The following is a 15,086-nucleotide window of genomic DNA, read 5'->3' as shown; positions in this document are numbered from 1 at the left end:
GCTAATTTAAATCCCGGCAGAAGACCGACCCGCAGACTGGGCCCAAGAGCCGAACCGAAGAGGTGCCACGCGATGAATCTGGAGCTCAGCGAGGAGCAGACCGCCGTACGGCAGCTCGCCAAGGACTTCGTGAGCCGCGAGATCGCGCCCCACGTCATCGAATGGGACCGCGCGGAGAGCGTGGACCGGGCGATCGTGAAGAAGCTCGGCGAGGTCGGCTTCCTCGGGCTCACCGTCGACGAGGAGTACGGCGGCTCGGGCGGCGACCACCTCGCGTACTGCCTGGTGACCGAGGAGCTGGGGCGCGGCGACTCCTCCGTGCGCGGCATCGTGTCGGTCTCGCTGGGACTCGTGGCCAAGACCATCGCGTATTGGGGGAGCGAGGAGCAGAAGCGGCAGTGGCTGCCCGGACTCACCTCCGGTGAGTACGTCGGCTGCTTCGGGCTCACCGAGCCGGGCACCGGTTCCGACGCGGGGAACCTCTCGACGAAGGCCGTGCGCGACGGCGGCGACTACGTCATCAACGGCTCGAAGATGTTCATCACGAACGGCACATGGGCCGACGTCGTGCTGCTCTTCGCCCGGACGAACGACGCCCCCGGACACAAGGGTGTCTCCGCCTTCCTCGTGCCGACCGACACTCCGGGCCTGAGCCGCCGTACTATCCACGGCAAGCTCGGCCTGCGCGGCCAGGCCACCGCCGAGCTGGTCCTCGAAGACGTCCGCGTACCGGCGTCGGCCATGATGGCGCCCGAGGGCAAGGGTTTCTCGGTCGCCATGTCGGCGCTCGCCAAGGGACGGATGTCGGTCGCCGCCGGGTGCGTGGGCATCGCCCAGGCCGCCCTCGACGCGGCGGTGACGTACGCGACCGAGCGCGAGCAGTTCGGCAAGCCCATCGCGGGACACCAGCTGGTGCAGGAGCTGATCAGTGACATCGCGGTGGACGTGGACGCCGCGCGCCTGCTGACCTGGCGGGTCGCCGACCTCATCGACCGCGGGCAGCCCTTCACCACGGAGTCCTCCAAGGCCAAGCTGTTCGCCTCCGAGGCCGCGGTGCGCGCCGCCAACAACGCGCTCCAGGTCTTCGGCGGCTACGGCTACATCGACGAGTACCCCGCGGGCAAGCTGCTGCGCGACGCGCGCGTGATGACGCTCTACGAAGGCACCAGCCAGATCCAGAAGCTGGTCATCGGGCGCGCGCTGACGGGGGTCTCCGCGTTCTGAACGCGGCTCGAACTGAGTACGCAAGGTGAGTACGCGAGCGGATGTGGCGCCGCCGCTCACGGCCGAAGCTCTGATCATGAGTGAGACACCGGTCAAGCAGCAGAGCACCACCGCCTACTACGGTCAGGCCGTCGCATCGTTCGCCGTGGCGCTCGCCGCCGTGGCGATCGGCATCTACAGCCTCGACGTCAGCGGCTGGATCCGCGCCTTCCTCGCCATCTCCGTCCTGTACCTGACGACGTCCGCGTTCACCCTCGCCAAGGTGGTCAGGGACAGACAGGAGGCGGACCAGCTCGTCAGCCGCGTCGACCAGGCCCGCCTGGAGAAGATCCTCGCCGAACACGACCCGTTCAAGCCGGTGGCCTGACGGCTCCCTAAGCGCTTGCTCACCGTCAGGGGTATGGTGTCCCTCCCGACCGGCGGAAGGAGTGGGCGATGAGCACGGCGGAGCAGACCGAGGGCGAGGACCTGCCATGGGGCGAGGTCACGCCCGATGCGGCGCGGCGGCTGCTGGTCGCCGCCGTCGAGGCCTTCGCCGAGCGTGGGTACCACGCGACGACGACCCGGGACATCGCCGGCCGCGCCGGCATGAGCCCCGCGGCGCTCTACATCCACTACAAGACCAAGGAAGAGCTGCTCCACCGCATCAGCCGGATCGGCCACGACAAGGCCCTTCGGGTCCTGCGCACCGCGGCGGACGGTCCGGGCAGCGCGGCGGAGCGGCTCGCCGACGCCGTACGGTCCTTCGTCCGCTGGCACGCGGACCATCACACCACCGCCCGCGTGGTCCAGTACGAGCTGGACGCGCTCGGCGACGAGCACCGCGCGGAGATCGTCGCGCTGCGCCGCCAGTCGGACGCCACTGTGCGGGACATGATCAACGACGGGGTGCGGGACGGGGAGTTCGACGTCCCCGACGTGCCGGGCACCACGCTGGCCGTGCTCTCGCTCTGCATCGACGTGGCCCGCTGGTTCAACGTCGCGGGCACCCGGACGCCCGACGAGGTCGGCGCACTCTACGCCGACCTCGTGCTGCGGATGGTCGGAGCTCAGAAGTAGTAGCGGGACACCGACTCCGCGACGCAGGCGGGCTTGTCGCCGCCCTCGCGCTCGACGGTGACCTTGGCCGTGATCTGCACGCCGCCGTCCTTGGTCTCCTCGACCTCCGTCAGCACGGCGGTCGCCCGCACCCGGGAGCCCGAGGGCACCGGCGAGGGGAAGCGGACCTTGTTGGTGCCGTAGTTGACGCCCATCTTCATGCCCTCGACCCGCATCACCTGCGGCACCAGGCTCGGCAGCAGCGACAGCGTCAGATAGCCGTGCGCGATGGTCGTCCTGAAGGGACCCTGGGCCGCCTTCTCCGCGTCCACGTGGATCCACTGGTGGTCGCCCGTGGCGTCGGCGAACAGGTCGATCCGCTTCTGGTCGACCTCCAGCCACTCGCTGTACCCGAGCTGCTCGCCGACTCCGGCACGCAGGTCGTCGGCCGACGCGAAGATCCTCGGCTCTGCCATGTCCCTGGCCTCCTCAAAGTATTCGAACTAAGCGCTTGCTCAGCATGCTGGGTGCGCCGACGTGTGTCAACGGAGCGGCCGATCGGAGGGGTCGGCACGGCCGAGGGGTGGGCCATTAGGCTTGGGCGGGTGCCCCAGATCCCAGAGAAGATCCACGAGCTCACCGTCGGCCAGCTCTCGGCCCGCAGCGGTGCGGCCGTGTCCGCCCTGCATTTCTACGAGTCCAAGGGCCTGATCACCAGCCGTCGCACCTCGGGCAACCAGCGCCGCTATCACCGGGACGCGCTGCGCCGTGTCGCCTTCGTCCGCGCCGCCCAGCGTGTCGGCATCCCGCTCGCCACGATCCGCGAGGCGCTCGACTCGCTCCCCGAGGAGCGCACGCCCACCCGCGAGGACTGGGCACGCCTCTCGGAGACCTGGCGATCGGAACTGGACGAGCGCATCAAGCAGTTGGGCCGACTGCGCGATCACCTCACGGACTGCATCGGCTGCGGCTGCCTCTCCCTGGAGACGTGCGTGCTCTCCAACCCCGACGACGTCTTCGGCGACCGCCTCACCGGCTCCCGTCTGCTGGCGGAGCGCCGGCCCGGGGCGTGATCCCGGACCGCCCGCCCCGGCCGGGGAGTTACTCGAACTCCGTGCCGCCCTTGCGCGTCAGATAGGCGGCGCTGACCGCCTTGGCGATGGCGCGGCCCCCGGTCACGGGGGAGTACCGCTCGACCGCGGGGCGGATCACGACGCCCTCGCGCAGATGCAGGGCGCGGCCCGACACCGTCTCCCGTCCCGTCGCCACCTCCAGGACGCGCTCGGCGTCGTACGGCCCCTCGTACAGGCGTGGCACCAGGGGCAGTTCGCCCTCCAGCAGCGCCGCGGGGTCGAGCCACCGGACCTCGCCGTCGATGTCGGCGCTCACGTCGAAGACCGCGTAGCCGAGCGTCTCGCGGCGCCCGTCCGCGCCGTACGTCAGGTCCTGAACCCCCGCTCCGTACACCTCGCCGAAGATGCCGACCCGGCGCGCGCCGAGCCGCTGTGCCAGCGAGGCGGCCACCGCCGCGACTTCGTGACCGTGGACCGCGCGCCAGTAGAGATTGCGCGGATCCTCCTTCAGCGCGAGGGACTTGGAGCCGAAGCCCTTCGATGAGACGTGCACCCGGCCGCCCTCGTCCGCCACGTACGTCAGCAGGCACGCGGAACCGTGCAGCTTCTCCGTGACCACCACGGCCTCGCCCGGAGCGAAGACATCGGGGTATCGCTGGATGTTCTCGATGTCCACCCACGGCAGCAGATCCGGCGCGGACTCGACGTCACCGTTCATGGTGGGCGGTATCGGCGGCACCCACTTCAGGACACCGAGACGCTCCGCGAAGTCCGTGCCGTCGGCCGCGGCCCGTGCCAGGTCGACCTCCGCGAGCGCCCGCGGCCTGCACACGATGCCCTGGGACAGCTCGCCCCGCAGCCGTACCGCCTTGACCCGGTCCGACTTGCCGCCCGCCAGCCGTCCGGTGAGCCCCAGCTCCTCGATCAACTCCGCGGGCAGCACGGACTGCTCGGGGATGTAGAGCGCCACGTCACCCGTGCGGTACGCGCCCTTGGCGACGACCGCGCGGTACAGGCCCACCTGGGCGAGTTCGAGGGCGTCGGCGTTGGGATGCTCGTGGACGGTCAGCACTTCGGCGGTGACGCGCAGCGTCGACATGGGGCGGGCTCCTTGGTTCTACGCGCCGTGTCGGCACGCGCAGATGTCTGTCATCGACGTCAACTCTGCCGACGGCAAACCGCTGGAGCGATCGAATATCCACCTGCTATCGAGAGCGCGGCCGACACCAACTGGGCGTTCGACCCGGCGGGTTCCCCGTCCGGCAGGGTCAGGGTGTCCTCCAGACCGATCCGCGTCGCGAGGCCCAGGCGACCCGCGAGGCGCAGTACCGGCCAGGTGCCGCCCTCCTCGCCGTGCAGCAGGACGGGGCGGCTGTGCGCGCGGCCGATCACGGCGATCAGGGCACGGGCCGAGTCGCGGGCCGTGGCCGGGTCGGGATCGGTCACCTCCGCGAGGACCCGCAGGACGCGCGGGCCGAGCGGGGAGGCCGCGAAGCGTTCCGCGGCGTCCGTGCCGGACCAGATGCCCGCCTCCACGCCGACCCCCCGGTCCAGGAGCGCCTCGGCCACCGCCTCCGCGCCGGGCTCGTGCCAGTTCACCGACGCGTGGTCGGGCAGCACCGTCCACGCGCGGATCCGCGCCACCCGCTGTGCGGGGTCCGGCTCGGCCCAGGCGCCCGTGGTCACGCCGACCGGTACCGATGCGGTGGAACGCACCGCTTCGAGCGTGGCCGCAACCGCACGTGGCGCCAACGTGTCTTGTCCACAAGGGGACTTGGGGTGTACATGGACATCCCGAGCACCGGCCGCGACAGCTTGTGCCACGGACTCGGCCATCGCCCCGGGTGACAACGGGATCGACGCACCATCGCTCGCGCCGCGGGCGCCGTTCACGCAAACCTGCATCACCGAAGGACAGTACAGACGACGACACACAGGGGGAAAGGCCGATGGGCATCGCCATCTGCTCGTTGCTGTGGAGCGCCGCACACTCGGGGCGGCAGAAGATCACGTACGACAGCGACGGCTACCACCTCGTGCGGTTCCCGTACGCGGACGCCGAGGAGTCGTACGACCCGTGGCACATGCACGACCCGGGCAAGGGGGGCACGAGCCCGTCGAAGTTCCCGGACGCCAGGTCCGGGCTCATCTGGCCGAGCCACGACGGCTGGGGCACCCTGTCGGCGATGATCTTCTGGGAGCCGGACAGCCGGCCCACCGAGTACCGCGCGCGCTTCGTGCGCGATCCGCTCGGCCTGTCCACCGGGTACGACTCGACGGCCACCACCGACTGGGTTCCCACCAGGGGCGGGCAGTACCGGACGCACACCTGGCAGATGTTCGTCCACCCGCAGACTCCGGTCGGCCTGAAGCTGTCGGCGCGCGGCCCCGGCGACGTGAAGATCGCCGCGCCGCTGATGTTCGCCGAGCTCAAGCTGGCCATACAGTCCGACGTGGCGACGCCCTAGCCGCCGTACACCCACAGCCGGTCCGGCCGGACCTCATGCCGAGACCAGCGGCCGTGTCCGCCGGGCCCGTGCCCTCGCCATCGCGGCGGGCGTGAGCACCGGGGCCGGCACGACGATGCCGCAGCCCGTGCAGACGGCGCCCGAAGAGGGCTCGTGCGCCAGGCCGTGGGTCCAGACCAGGTCGGACCGGTCGCACACCGGGCAGCCCGTGCCCGGCTCACGCTCGAGGGCCGCTATCAGCCGGCGCAGCACCTCGGCGAGCGGTCCCGAGGGATGCACGCCGGGGTCGTCGCACCAGGCGACCCCGAACCCTCCCCAGGTGCACCGGTGCCAGTCGTCCACGCTGCCGGGGCTTCGGAGCCCGTCGTTCTTCTCCTTGCGGCGGCGCTCCGCGAAGCCCGCCTCGTAGGCGAGCCAGACCGCGCGCGCCGCTTCCAGTTCGTCGAGCGCGGCCACCAGCCGCGCCGGGTCGGGTGAGCGGTCCTCGGGCCCGAAGCCCGCCCGGGAGCACAGATGGTCCCAGGTCGCCCGGTGGCCGTAAGGGGCGAACCTCTCCAGGCACTTGCGCAGTGAGTACCGCCGCAGTGCCAAATCGCTCAGCGGATCGCGCACCTGTCTCGCGAGACTCCGGAATCCGGCCATCGCCCTGCACCTCCGTCGCACGTTCTCGGACGTTGCCGAATAGACGTATCGACACGCGATTCGGCTCCCTCGACTTCCATCCGATTTTCGATGACTGACATAAGACGGCCGTGAGCTGGAGCTATGTGCGGTTATTGAAAAGGCGACGCATGCTCATCTTCCGGGTTCGGCAACCCGCCAGTAACCTCCGCCTCAACTCCCTCCCACAGGAGCACAAGCGGAGCCCAGAGGAGCACACATGCGTCAACGCATCGTCCGGCTCAGAACCCTCACCGCCACTGCGGCGTTCGCGCTCGCCGCGTCCCTCCTCTCGCCACAGTCGGGGACGGCGGCCGACGAGCCCCCACCGGTCACCGATTACTGCGAGGGGCAGTGCGCCGACGTGCTGCCACCCGGTGCCAACGGCAACGCCACACTCGCCGAAATACTCGCCCACCGCGTCTTCGGAACTCAGCCCAAGCACGCCGATGACCAGTTGGGTCCGTACGACGCCCTCTCCTCCGGCTATCCGTCACTCACCGACGGCAAACTGACGGAATTCTTCAACGACGCGTCCTTCGGCGTCCGCGAGGGCCAGGTCGCCTCCGTCACCCGACCCCGCGACGACGTGACGATCACCCGGGACAAGAAGTACGGCATCCCGCACATCAAGGGCTCCACGCGCTACGGCACCGAGTTCGGCGCGGGCTTCGCGGCCGGGCAGGACCGGCTCTGGCTCATCGACCTGTTCCGGCACATCGGCCGCGGCGAGCTGACGTCGTTCGCGGGCGGCGCGCTCGCCAACCAGGGTCTGGAGCAGCAGTTCTGGCCGCAGGCCCCGTACACGGAGAAGGACCTGGAGAAGCAGGTCGAGTACATCAGGTCGACGCAGGGCGAGCGCGGCAAGCAGGCCATGGAGGACGCCCAGGCCTACATCGACGGGCTCAATGCCTACCGCGTGAAGTCGAAGAACGGCCGCTACTTCCCCGGCGAGTACGTCCTCACCGGCAAGATCGACGCGATCACCAACGTCGGCGAGATCGAGCCCTTCAAGATCACCGACATGATCGCGCTCGCCTCCGTCGTCGGCGGTCTCTTCGGCAACGGCGGCGGGGGAGAGGTCGACGCGGCGCTCTCCCTCCTCAAGTCCCAGGAGAAGTACGGCATCGAGAAGGGCACGAAGGTCTGGGAGTCCTTCCGCGCCCGCAACGACCCCGAGACCGTGCAGACCATCCACGACGGCACGAGCTTCCCCTACGCGGGCAAGCCCGAGAACGCGCGCGGCACCGCGATGCCCGACGCCGGTTCGGTCGAACGCGAGCAGCTCGTGTACGACCGCGAGGGCGGCGCCAAGTCCGCGTCCAAGGCCCCCAAGGACCCGGTGAAGGCACCCAAGAGGCTCGAACCGCTCCAGGGGATGTACGACGACGGAGTGCTGCCCGCCGACCTGTTCCAGCGGGACGGCCACAAGAAGGGCATGTCGAACGCCCTCCTCGTCTCCGGGAAGCACACCGCGAGCGGCAACCCCGTCGCCGTCTTCGGACCCCAGACCGGCTACTTCGCCCCGCAGCTCCTCATGCAGCAGGAACTCCAGGGCCCCGGCATCAGCGCCCGCGGCGTCTCGTTCGCGGGCGTCGGCATGTACGTCCAGCTGGGGCGCGGCCAGGACTACGCCTGGTCGGCCACGTCCGCCGGGCAGGACATCACGGACACGTACGCCGTGGAGCTCTGTGAACCGGGCGGCGGCGCCCCCACGAAGCAGTCCGCCCATTATCTCCACCACGGCACCTGCACCCCCATGGAGAAGCTGGAGCGCAAGAACGCCTGGAAGCCGACCCTCGCCGACTCCACGGCCGCGGGCTCCTACCGCATGCAGGTGTTCCGCACCAAGTACGGCGTCGTGACGCACCGCGCGAGCGTCGAGGGCAAGCCCGTCGCGTACGTCTCGCTGCGCTCCACCTACCGCCACGAGGCCGACTCGATCATCGGCTTCCAGATGCTGAACGACCCGACGTACGTGAAGGACGCCTCGACCTTCATGAAGGCGGCCCAGAACATCAGCTACGCCTTCAACTGGTTCTACGCCGACGCGCGCGACACCGCGTACTACAACAGCGGCGCCAACCCCGAGCGGGCCAAGGACATCGACCCCGCCCTGCCCGTCAAGGGTGAACAGGCCTACGAATGGCGGGACTTCGACCCGGAGAACAACACCTCAGCCCAGACCCCGGCGGCCGAGCACCCGCAGTCCGTCAACCAGGACTACTACATCTCGTGGAACAACAAACAGGCCAAGGACTTCAGCACGGCGGGCTTCGGCCTCAGCGCCGTGCACCGCGGCGACCTGCTCGACGGACGGGTGAAGAAGCTCACCGAGGAAGGCGGCGTCACGCGGGCCGCGCTGACCCGGGCCATGTCCGAGGCCGCGGTCACCGACCTGCGCGGCGAACAGGTGCTGCCCGAACTGCTCAAGGTGCTCCGGAGCAAGCCCGTCACCGACCCCCAACAGGCGCAGGCCGTCCAGCAGTTGGAGGCCTGGCGAAAGGCCGGCGCGCAGCGCAACCAGACGGCGGCCGGCTCCAAGACGTACGCCCACCCCGACGCCGTACGCATCATGGACGCCTGGTGGCCCCTGCTGATCGAGGCGGAGTTCAAGCCGGGCATGGGCAAGGAGCTGTACGACGCGCTGACGGCGCAGCTGAGCACCGACGAGTCACCCTCGGCCGGGCACGGCCCGACCGGCGCGCACGCCGGCTCGGCCTTCCAGTACGGCTGGTGGGGGTACGCGGACAAGGATCTGCGGGCCGTGCTCGGGCAGCCCGTCGAGGGCGGTCTGGGTGAGGCGTACTGCGGGGACGGCAAGCTGGACGCCTGCCGTGACGCGCTTCTTGCCACCCTGACGCAGGCCGTCGCCAAGCCCGCGGCCGAGGTCTATCCCGGCGACGACAGCTGCAAGCCCGGCGAGCAGTGGTGCGCGGACTCGATCATCCACCGGGCGCTCGGCGGCATCACGCACGGGCCGATCCAGTGGCAGAACAGGCCCACGTACCAGCAGGTCGTCGAATTCCCGAAGCACCGCTAGCAGCACTTCAACAGTTCAACAGTTCAACAGGAAGGGAATTACGCCAGCGGAATCCGCCCTGCGGCGAACACGACACGCGCCAGTTCCTCGTGGCAGATGTCGCTGTGCGCGCCGGAGGGCGGACCACCGCGCCGCACCACCGCCGACGCGTCCACGCTCACACACCCCTTGGCGGGGATCGCCCGGCCCAGCTTGACGCGCTTGGCGCCGTCCACCGCCCGGATGCCGTCGTAGCCGATGGCGCCCCAGCGCTCCCAGAGGCCGAGGAACGTCGAGGAGTCCCCGGCGGTCTTCGACGCCAGGGGGTAGATCTTGCCCAGAGCGTCGTCGTGCCGCGAGTAACAGGACACCAGCGGCCCGTCGATCCGCCGCTGCACGCCGCTGAGCGCGCCGCCGCGCGAGGGCGCGTGGGGCAGCCGCCTGGAGAACGCGTAGTGCGAGAAGGCCCCTTGGAGCAGCGTCGTGGACTTCACGCTGCGCACCGGCGCGGGCATCCCGCGCAGCGCGTACGACACGAGCCGTGCGCCGAAGCTGTGCCCGATGAGGTGCATCCGTACGTCCGGTGCCTCGCGGGCCAGCAGCCCGATCGCGGGGCCGAGGCCCAGCTGGCCCACGGAGCCCGCCCGGCGCTTCATGGCGTAATAACTTGCCTGGCGCAGGAGTTCATGTGCCCCGTTCCAGAGCCGTTTGCGCAGGCTGCCGAAGAGCTCCTGCTGTCCGGTGCCCTCCATCGCCGCGGCGAACATCTGGCACACCTCGACCGCGTCGTCGGTCAGCATGGCGGGCAGGCCCGTCCAGGTGTCGTTGGCGAAGCGCCAGGCGGCGCTGTTCTGGTGCACGGCGACCAGGTCGCGTACGAGGCGGCTGTACTCGTACAGGCGCGTGGTCACCTCGGACCGCTCCGCAAGCAGCGCCCCGATCCGCCGGAGGTCCTCGTCATGACCGGGGAACGCGCGGGCGAGCAGGAGCCGGGTCGGCTCGTCGAGCAGGGGCCCCGCGCCCGGCGCCGGGCCCGGTCCGGTGGCCGTGAGGGAGGGTTCGAAGTCCGGGATCGGCTCGTCGGGGAAGCGGATGGCGGGCCAGAGCACACCCACGTACCCCAGGCGCACGCGCGGGCCCGCGAGGTCCCGGCAGGGTGCGAAGAACCGCCGGTAGAGGTCGGTCGCCATGTCTTGGTCGTTGTTCCAGCCGTGCGCCAGCACGAGGAGATCGGTGACGTGCTCGGCGGCCACCTCGGCGAGGAGATGGTCGCGTTGCGTGGTGTTGACATCCCCGTCGGCGTCGAAGGTCAGTTCCCAGTAGGGCTCCACGCGGCCCATCGTCCTGCGGGCCCGCTGTACTGACCAGATGTCCCGCAGCAGGCGTTGCGACAGACGCCCACCACGTACCTCGGGTTCACGCCGTTCTCACGCCAGTTCCCGCTCACGGGTTTCCGGCAGCGCGAGCACACACACCAGGGACACGATCGCCATCGCGCTCACGTACCAGCCCACCGACGAGGAACCGAAAGCGGACTGCAGCCGCGTCGCCACCAGCGGGGAGACCGCGCCGCCGAGCACACCGCCCAGGTTGTAGGCGAGCGAGGCGCCCGAGTAGCGGACGTTGGTGCCGAACAGCTCCGGCAGATACGCGCCCATCGGCCCGTAGACGACGCCCATGCAGAACAGCGCGCCGCCGAGCGCAAGCGCCATCAGCACCGGCTGCTCGGTGTCCAGGAGCGGGAAGAGGACCAAGCCCCACACCACCGCGAGCCCCGCGCCGACGAGGACCAGCTTGCGTCGCCCCGCGCCGTCGGAGCGGGTCGCGGCGAGCCACGTACCGGCCGCGAGGAAGAGACAGGCGACCAGCGAAAGGCCCAGCATGGTGTTGCGCGGGACACCCAGGGTGCCGGTGGAGTAGGCGAGGCAGTAGGTCGTCGCCGTGTAGAAGAGTCCGTACGCGATGATCATCCCGCCCGCGCCGAGCAGCAGTTCGCGCGGATAGCGCCGCAGCACGTCGAGCGTGGGGACCTTGCTGGCCTCCTGCGCGTCCATGACCTTCGCGAAGACCGGCGTCTCGCTGATGCGCAGCCGTACGAAGAGCCCGACGCCGACCAGGAGGAAGGAGAGAAGGAACGGCACGCGCCAGCCCCAGGAGCGGAACGCGTCGTCGGAGAGGACGGCGGAGAGCAGCCAGAAGACGCCGGTCGCCGCGAAAAAGCCGACGGACGGGCCGAGTTGGGGGAAGGCGGCATACAGGCCGCGCTTCTTCTTCGGCGCGTGCTCCACCGCGAGCAGCGCGGCCCCGCCCCACTCGCCGCCGAGCCCGATGCCCTGTAGGAAGCGCAGCAGGATCAGCAGGACGGGCGCCCAGATGCCCAACGTGCCGTATCCGGGCAGGAGTCCGACGAGCGCCGTCGAGAGGCCCATGAGCAGCAGCGAGGCCACGAGCACCGACTTGCGGCCGACCCGGTCTCCGAAGTGCCCGAAGACCACCGAGCCGATGGGGCGCGCCGCGAACGCCACCGCGTAGGTGGAGAAGGAGGCGAGGGTGGCGTTGACCGGGTCCAGGGTCGGGAAGAACGCGTCGTTCAGGACGAGCGCGGCCGCCGTGCCGTAGATGTAGAAGTCGTAGAACTCGATGGCCGTCCCGATGAACGACGCGACGGCCACCCGGCGCATGCTCTCGGGACTGCCTTCGGCGCCGTCTGCGCCGTCCGCGCCGTCATCGCTCCGGACCTGCTGCTTCTCTGCTGCTGTCGTTTCACTCCGCACGACCGGCACTGTCGCGTTGGATGTAGGGACCAGTCAATACCTGGGACGGCTCGTCTCGGTCATTGAGACTGCCGGTGAGCTGCGGTGACGCGGTGCAGATGAATGAGGATGTCGTGCGTGGGGGCGAGCCGGATCGTGTGCGGGCCGTCCGGGAACGCCGTGCCGATGCTCTTGGTCAGCCGGCCCTTCTCCAGCCATTTCCGGGCGGTCGCCGGTGCGGTCCGCATGTCCAGGAAGTAGTCGTCGTGGCGCACCTTGTCGAGCGTGTACTCGTTCATGCCGCGCGTGGCCGCGCCCACCGAACGCGGCTTCCACACCTCGGACTCCGCGCTCTGCGCCATGAGCGACCCCCGGTCGAAGGTGAACCCGATGCTCACATACCGCTTGCCGAGCCGGTCCCGCAGGAAGGCCCCCTGCATCTTCGGATATTGCGGGTCGTAACTCTCGTATCCCACGTGGGAGTTGTGCGCCGACAGGAGCACCTTGTCACCGGTCTGCCGCTGCCACCAGGCGGTGTTCCGCGCCATGAGACGGTCGCGGTACAGCATGCCGTCCTTGATCCCCTCGGGAGTATCGAAGGGGAAGGCGTAGATCGTGGAGGTCTGTGAGACGGAACGGGCGTGATGCACGACCGTCGCGAACTCCCGGTCGCGGGAGGCGGGTTGCAGGCCCTGTACCCGCTTCAGTGCCTCCCGCGCCTTCTCTGCCAGCTTCCGCCGCTCCTCCAGGGGCCTCGCCATGTATGTGTCGCCGTCCGAGAGCCTGCGGATCGGCGCGTACAGCTCCGTGATCCTGGGCAGCAGAGCGGGCTTGTGCGCGCGGACGTAGTCCTCGACCCCGTCGAACAACTCGTGGCCGATCTCTGGGTAGTTGAGGTCGTCGCCCATGAAGCGCACCTGGCGGTCCGGGTGCTTGTCGTTGTACGCGCGCATCCACGTCAGGAGCTCGACGTACTCCTCGGTGTCCCAGGGTGTCTTCGCCAGCTCCTTGTGGACGAGTTCGCGCACGTCGCCCTCTCCCCCGCGCACGTACGCGTCGAAGCGCAGCCCCGTCGTCCAGCTGACCTCCTGGGCGAAGGTGGTGAAGCCTTTCTCCTCCACGAGATAGCGGAAGACGCGGTCCTTCATGGTGAAGAACTCGTGCGAACCATGTGTGGCCTCGCCCAGGCCCACCACCGAAGCGTCACCCACCATCCGCCCCATCGGCCGCAGGTCCTTCGTGGAGCCGCCCGGATCGGTTGCGCGCAGGGGGTGGGCGGCGTGCTCGATCGCGGGGACGGGGTCAGCTGACGTGGGCGACGCGCCGGCCTGTGGGGCGACGAGCACCCCAAGGCCGAGCGTCCCGGCCAGTGCCAGCGGAAGTGTGCGGCGTACCGTCCGTGCCATGCGGGGCCTCCTCAACTCGGTTGTACGGAGCTGAAGATCAGGATTCCGGCCCGGCAGGGGCACCTGCCAACCGGCAGGCACCCCTTTCGCCGGTGGGGCCTTCCCCAGCGAAGACCTACCGGTAGTGCAGATACCGCCTGCGCACCGCACGGAAGCGCGCGAGATCGTCCTGCCAGGCGTCCACCACCGCGTCCGTTTCCGCGCCCGCGTCGATCATGGTGCGGACCCGCGTGGTGCCCGTCAGCTTGTCGATCCAGTTGTCGGGGCGCCAGGCGAAGCCGCTCCACGTCTTCTTGGCGGTGACCAGGAGCGCGATGCCGGTGCGCACCGGGTCGAACGACTCGCGGTCGTGCACGTGCAGCTGGACGCCGCCGATCGTCTTGCCCTGGAACTTGGAGAACGTCGGCGCGAAGTAGGCCTCCCTGAAGTGCACGCCGCGCAGGCCCGCGTCGTTGGCGGCTTCGGCCCACTTCCGGTCGATGCCGTCCGCGCCGAGCAGCTCGAAGGGGCGGGTCGTGCCGCGTCCCTCGGAGAGGTTCGTGCCCTCGAAGAGGCAGGTGCCGCTGTAGACGAGGGCGGTTTCCGGCGTCGGCATGTTCGGGCTCGGCGGCACCCACGGCAGCGCGGACGCGTCGTAGAAGTCCGAGCGCTTCCACCCGGTCATCCGTACGCTCTCCAGCTCGACGGGGCGCTCCAGGAACTCGCCGTTGAACAGCAGCGCGAGCTCCGTCACGGTCATCCCGTGCGCCTGCGCTATCGGCTGCCTGCCGACGAACGTGGCGAACTCCTTGTGCAGGACGGGCCCCTGCGCGGCGCGCCCCGTCACGGGATTGGGCCGGTCGAGGACGACGAACCGCTTGCCCGCGAGCTCGGCCGACTCCATGCAGTCGAAGAGCGTCCAGATGTACGTGTAGAAACGCGCCCCCACGTCCTGGATGTCGAAGACGATCGTGTCGACTCCGGACGCCGTGAAGATGTCGGCGAGGGCCTTGCCGCTCTTCTGGTACGTGTCGTAGACGGGCAGCCCGGTGGCCGGGTCGTCGTAGCGCCCTTCGGAGCCGCCCGCCTGAGCCGTGCCCCGGAAGCCGTGCTCGGGCCCGAACACCGCGACCAGGTTCACGCGCTCGTCGGCGTGCATGACGTCGACGATGTGGCGCACGTCCCGGGTGACTCCGGTCGGGTTGGTGACGACACCGACCCGCTCGCCGTCCAGGAGCGCGTAGCCGTCGGCGGCCAGCCGGTCGAAGCCGGTGCGCAGCCTTCGGCCGCCGCCCGATCCGCCCCCGCCTCCGGCCGCGGCCGCCGGGGCCGCCGATGTGAGGGCGGTGGCGGTGGTGGCGGCCAGCAGGCCTCGTCTGGACAGGCTGCGTCGGGACAGGTTCATGCAGAGACCTCCGTGTGCGCGGTGGCTGTCATGGCCACGCACGCTAGCGCGCGGACTC

14 protein-coding genes are annotated in these 15,086 nt (G+C 69.9%); 6 read left to right on the top strand and 8 right to left on the bottom strand.

The genetic code is table 11. From position 1 onward, the window contains the following. Positions 1 to 72: 72 nt before the first annotated feature. The 3 genes from ACIBCK_RS20585 to ACIBCK_RS20575 all read left to right on the top strand — a co-directional run bounded on the left by ACIBCK_RS20585 (position 73) and on the right by ACIBCK_RS20575 (position 2,283). Entirely contained in the window at positions 73 to 1,224 is a 1,152-nt protein-coding gene (locus ACIBCK_RS20585; RefSeq protein WP_399392102.1) for an acyl-CoA dehydrogenase family protein, read from the top strand. Between the two features lie 76 nt (positions 1,225 to 1,300). Further along, positions 1,301 to 1,591 carry a YiaA/YiaB family inner membrane protein gene (locus ACIBCK_RS20580; RefSeq protein WP_399392100.1) on the top strand — a complete coding sequence of 97 codons (291 nt, stop codon included), beginning with the start codon at positions 1,301 to 1,303 and terminating at the stop codon, positions 1,589 to 1,591. A gap of 68 nt (positions 1,592 to 1,659) precedes the next feature. Further along, positions 1,660 to 2,283: a TetR/AcrR family transcriptional regulator gene (locus tag ACIBCK_RS20575; protein ID WP_399392098.1), complete on the top strand. Its 624-nt coding sequence runs from the start codon at positions 1,660 to 1,662 to the stop codon at positions 2,281 to 2,283. Here ACIBCK_RS20575 and ACIBCK_RS20570 read toward each other — a convergent pair. Next, a complete protein-coding gene (locus ACIBCK_RS20570) occupies positions 2,274 to 2,738 on the bottom strand; it encodes a MaoC family dehydratase (protein WP_399392096.1) in 465 nt (154 codons plus the stop codon). The genes ACIBCK_RS20575 and ACIBCK_RS20570 overlap by 10 nt on opposite strands. A gap of 129 nt (positions 2,739 to 2,867) precedes the next feature. Between ACIBCK_RS20570 and soxR the strand changes: the two genes are divergently transcribed. Next, a complete protein-coding gene (gene soxR, locus ACIBCK_RS20565; protein WP_399392094.1) occupies positions 2,868 to 3,335 on the top strand; it encodes a redox-sensitive transcriptional activator SoxR in 468 nt (155 codons plus the stop codon). A 28-nt stretch (positions 3,336 to 3,363) separates the two neighbouring features. Here the strand turns inward: soxR and ACIBCK_RS20560 are convergent, their stop codons facing one another. Further along, entirely contained in the window at positions 3,364 to 4,434 is a 1,071-nt protein-coding gene (locus ACIBCK_RS20560) for an RNA ligase (ATP) (protein ID WP_399392093.1), read from the bottom strand. Positions 4,435 to 4,493: 59 nt separating this feature from the next. After that, the gene (locus ACIBCK_RS20555; RefSeq protein WP_399392091.1) at positions 4,494 to 5,243 is read right to left on the bottom strand and encodes a 3-keto-5-aminohexanoate cleavage protein; all 750 of its coding nucleotides are present in this window, start codon (positions 5,241 to 5,243) and stop codon (positions 4,494 to 4,496) included. 41 nt (positions 5,244 to 5,284) lie between these two features. Between ACIBCK_RS20555 and ACIBCK_RS20550 the strand changes: the two genes are divergently transcribed. Beyond that, positions 5,285 to 5,803 carry a hypothetical protein gene (locus ACIBCK_RS20550; RefSeq protein ID WP_399392090.1) on the top strand — a complete coding sequence of 173 codons (519 nt, stop codon included), beginning with the start codon at positions 5,285 to 5,287 and terminating at the stop codon, positions 5,801 to 5,803. Positions 5,804 to 5,836: 33 nt separating this feature from the next. Here the strand turns inward: ACIBCK_RS20550 and ACIBCK_RS20545 are convergent, their stop codons facing one another. Continuing rightward, positions 5,837 to 6,445, bottom strand: a complete 609-nt coding sequence (locus ACIBCK_RS20545; protein WP_399392089.1) for a hypothetical protein — start codon at positions 6,443 to 6,445, stop codon at positions 5,837 to 5,839. Between the two features lie 238 nt (positions 6,446 to 6,683). Here ACIBCK_RS20545 and ACIBCK_RS20540 point away from each other — a divergent pair, with 238 nt between their 5' ends. After that, positions 6,684 to 9,506: a penicillin acylase family protein gene (locus ACIBCK_RS20540; RefSeq protein WP_399392087.1), complete on the top strand. Its 2,823-nt coding sequence runs from the start codon at positions 6,684 to 6,686 to the stop codon at positions 9,504 to 9,506. 38 nt (positions 9,507 to 9,544) lie between these two features. On the opposite strand, the gene ACIBCK_RS20535 is transcribed toward ACIBCK_RS20540, so the two are convergent. The 4 genes from ACIBCK_RS20535 to ACIBCK_RS20520 all read right to left on the bottom strand — a co-directional run bounded on the left by ACIBCK_RS20535 (position 9,545) and on the right by ACIBCK_RS20520 (position 15,028). Next, on the bottom strand, positions 9,545 to 10,816 hold the full coding sequence (locus tag ACIBCK_RS20535; protein ID WP_399392086.1) for a serine-threonine protein kinase: 1,272 nt from the start codon (positions 10,814 to 10,816) through the stop codon (positions 9,545 to 9,547). A gap of 96 nt (positions 10,817 to 10,912) precedes the next feature. Then, positions 10,913 to 12,166 (bottom strand): MFS transporter, encoded by a 1,254-nt coding sequence (locus tag ACIBCK_RS20530; protein ID WP_399392312.1) that lies wholly within the window; start codon positions 12,164 to 12,166, stop codon positions 10,913 to 10,915. A gap of 152 nt (positions 12,167 to 12,318) precedes the next feature. Continuing rightward, complete coding sequence (locus tag ACIBCK_RS20525; protein WP_399392085.1) at positions 12,319 to 13,644, bottom strand: erythromycin esterase family protein; 1,326 nt, start codon at positions 13,642 to 13,644, stop codon at positions 12,319 to 12,321. A 115-nt stretch (positions 13,645 to 13,759) separates the two neighbouring features. Continuing rightward, on the bottom strand, positions 13,760 to 15,028 hold the full coding sequence (locus tag ACIBCK_RS20520; RefSeq protein ID WP_399392084.1) for an exo-beta-N-acetylmuramidase NamZ domain-containing protein: 1,269 nt from the start codon (positions 15,026 to 15,028) through the stop codon (positions 13,760 to 13,762). Positions 15,029 to 15,086: the final 58 nt, after the last annotated feature.

Source organism: Streptomyces sp. NPDC051218 (genome assembly GCF_044455475.1).
GTDB lineage: Bacteria > Actinomycetota > Actinomycetes > Streptomycetales > Streptomycetaceae > Streptomyces.
Note: the sequence above shows the minus strand (reverse complement) of the source record. Positions and strands in the feature narration are given on the sequence as shown.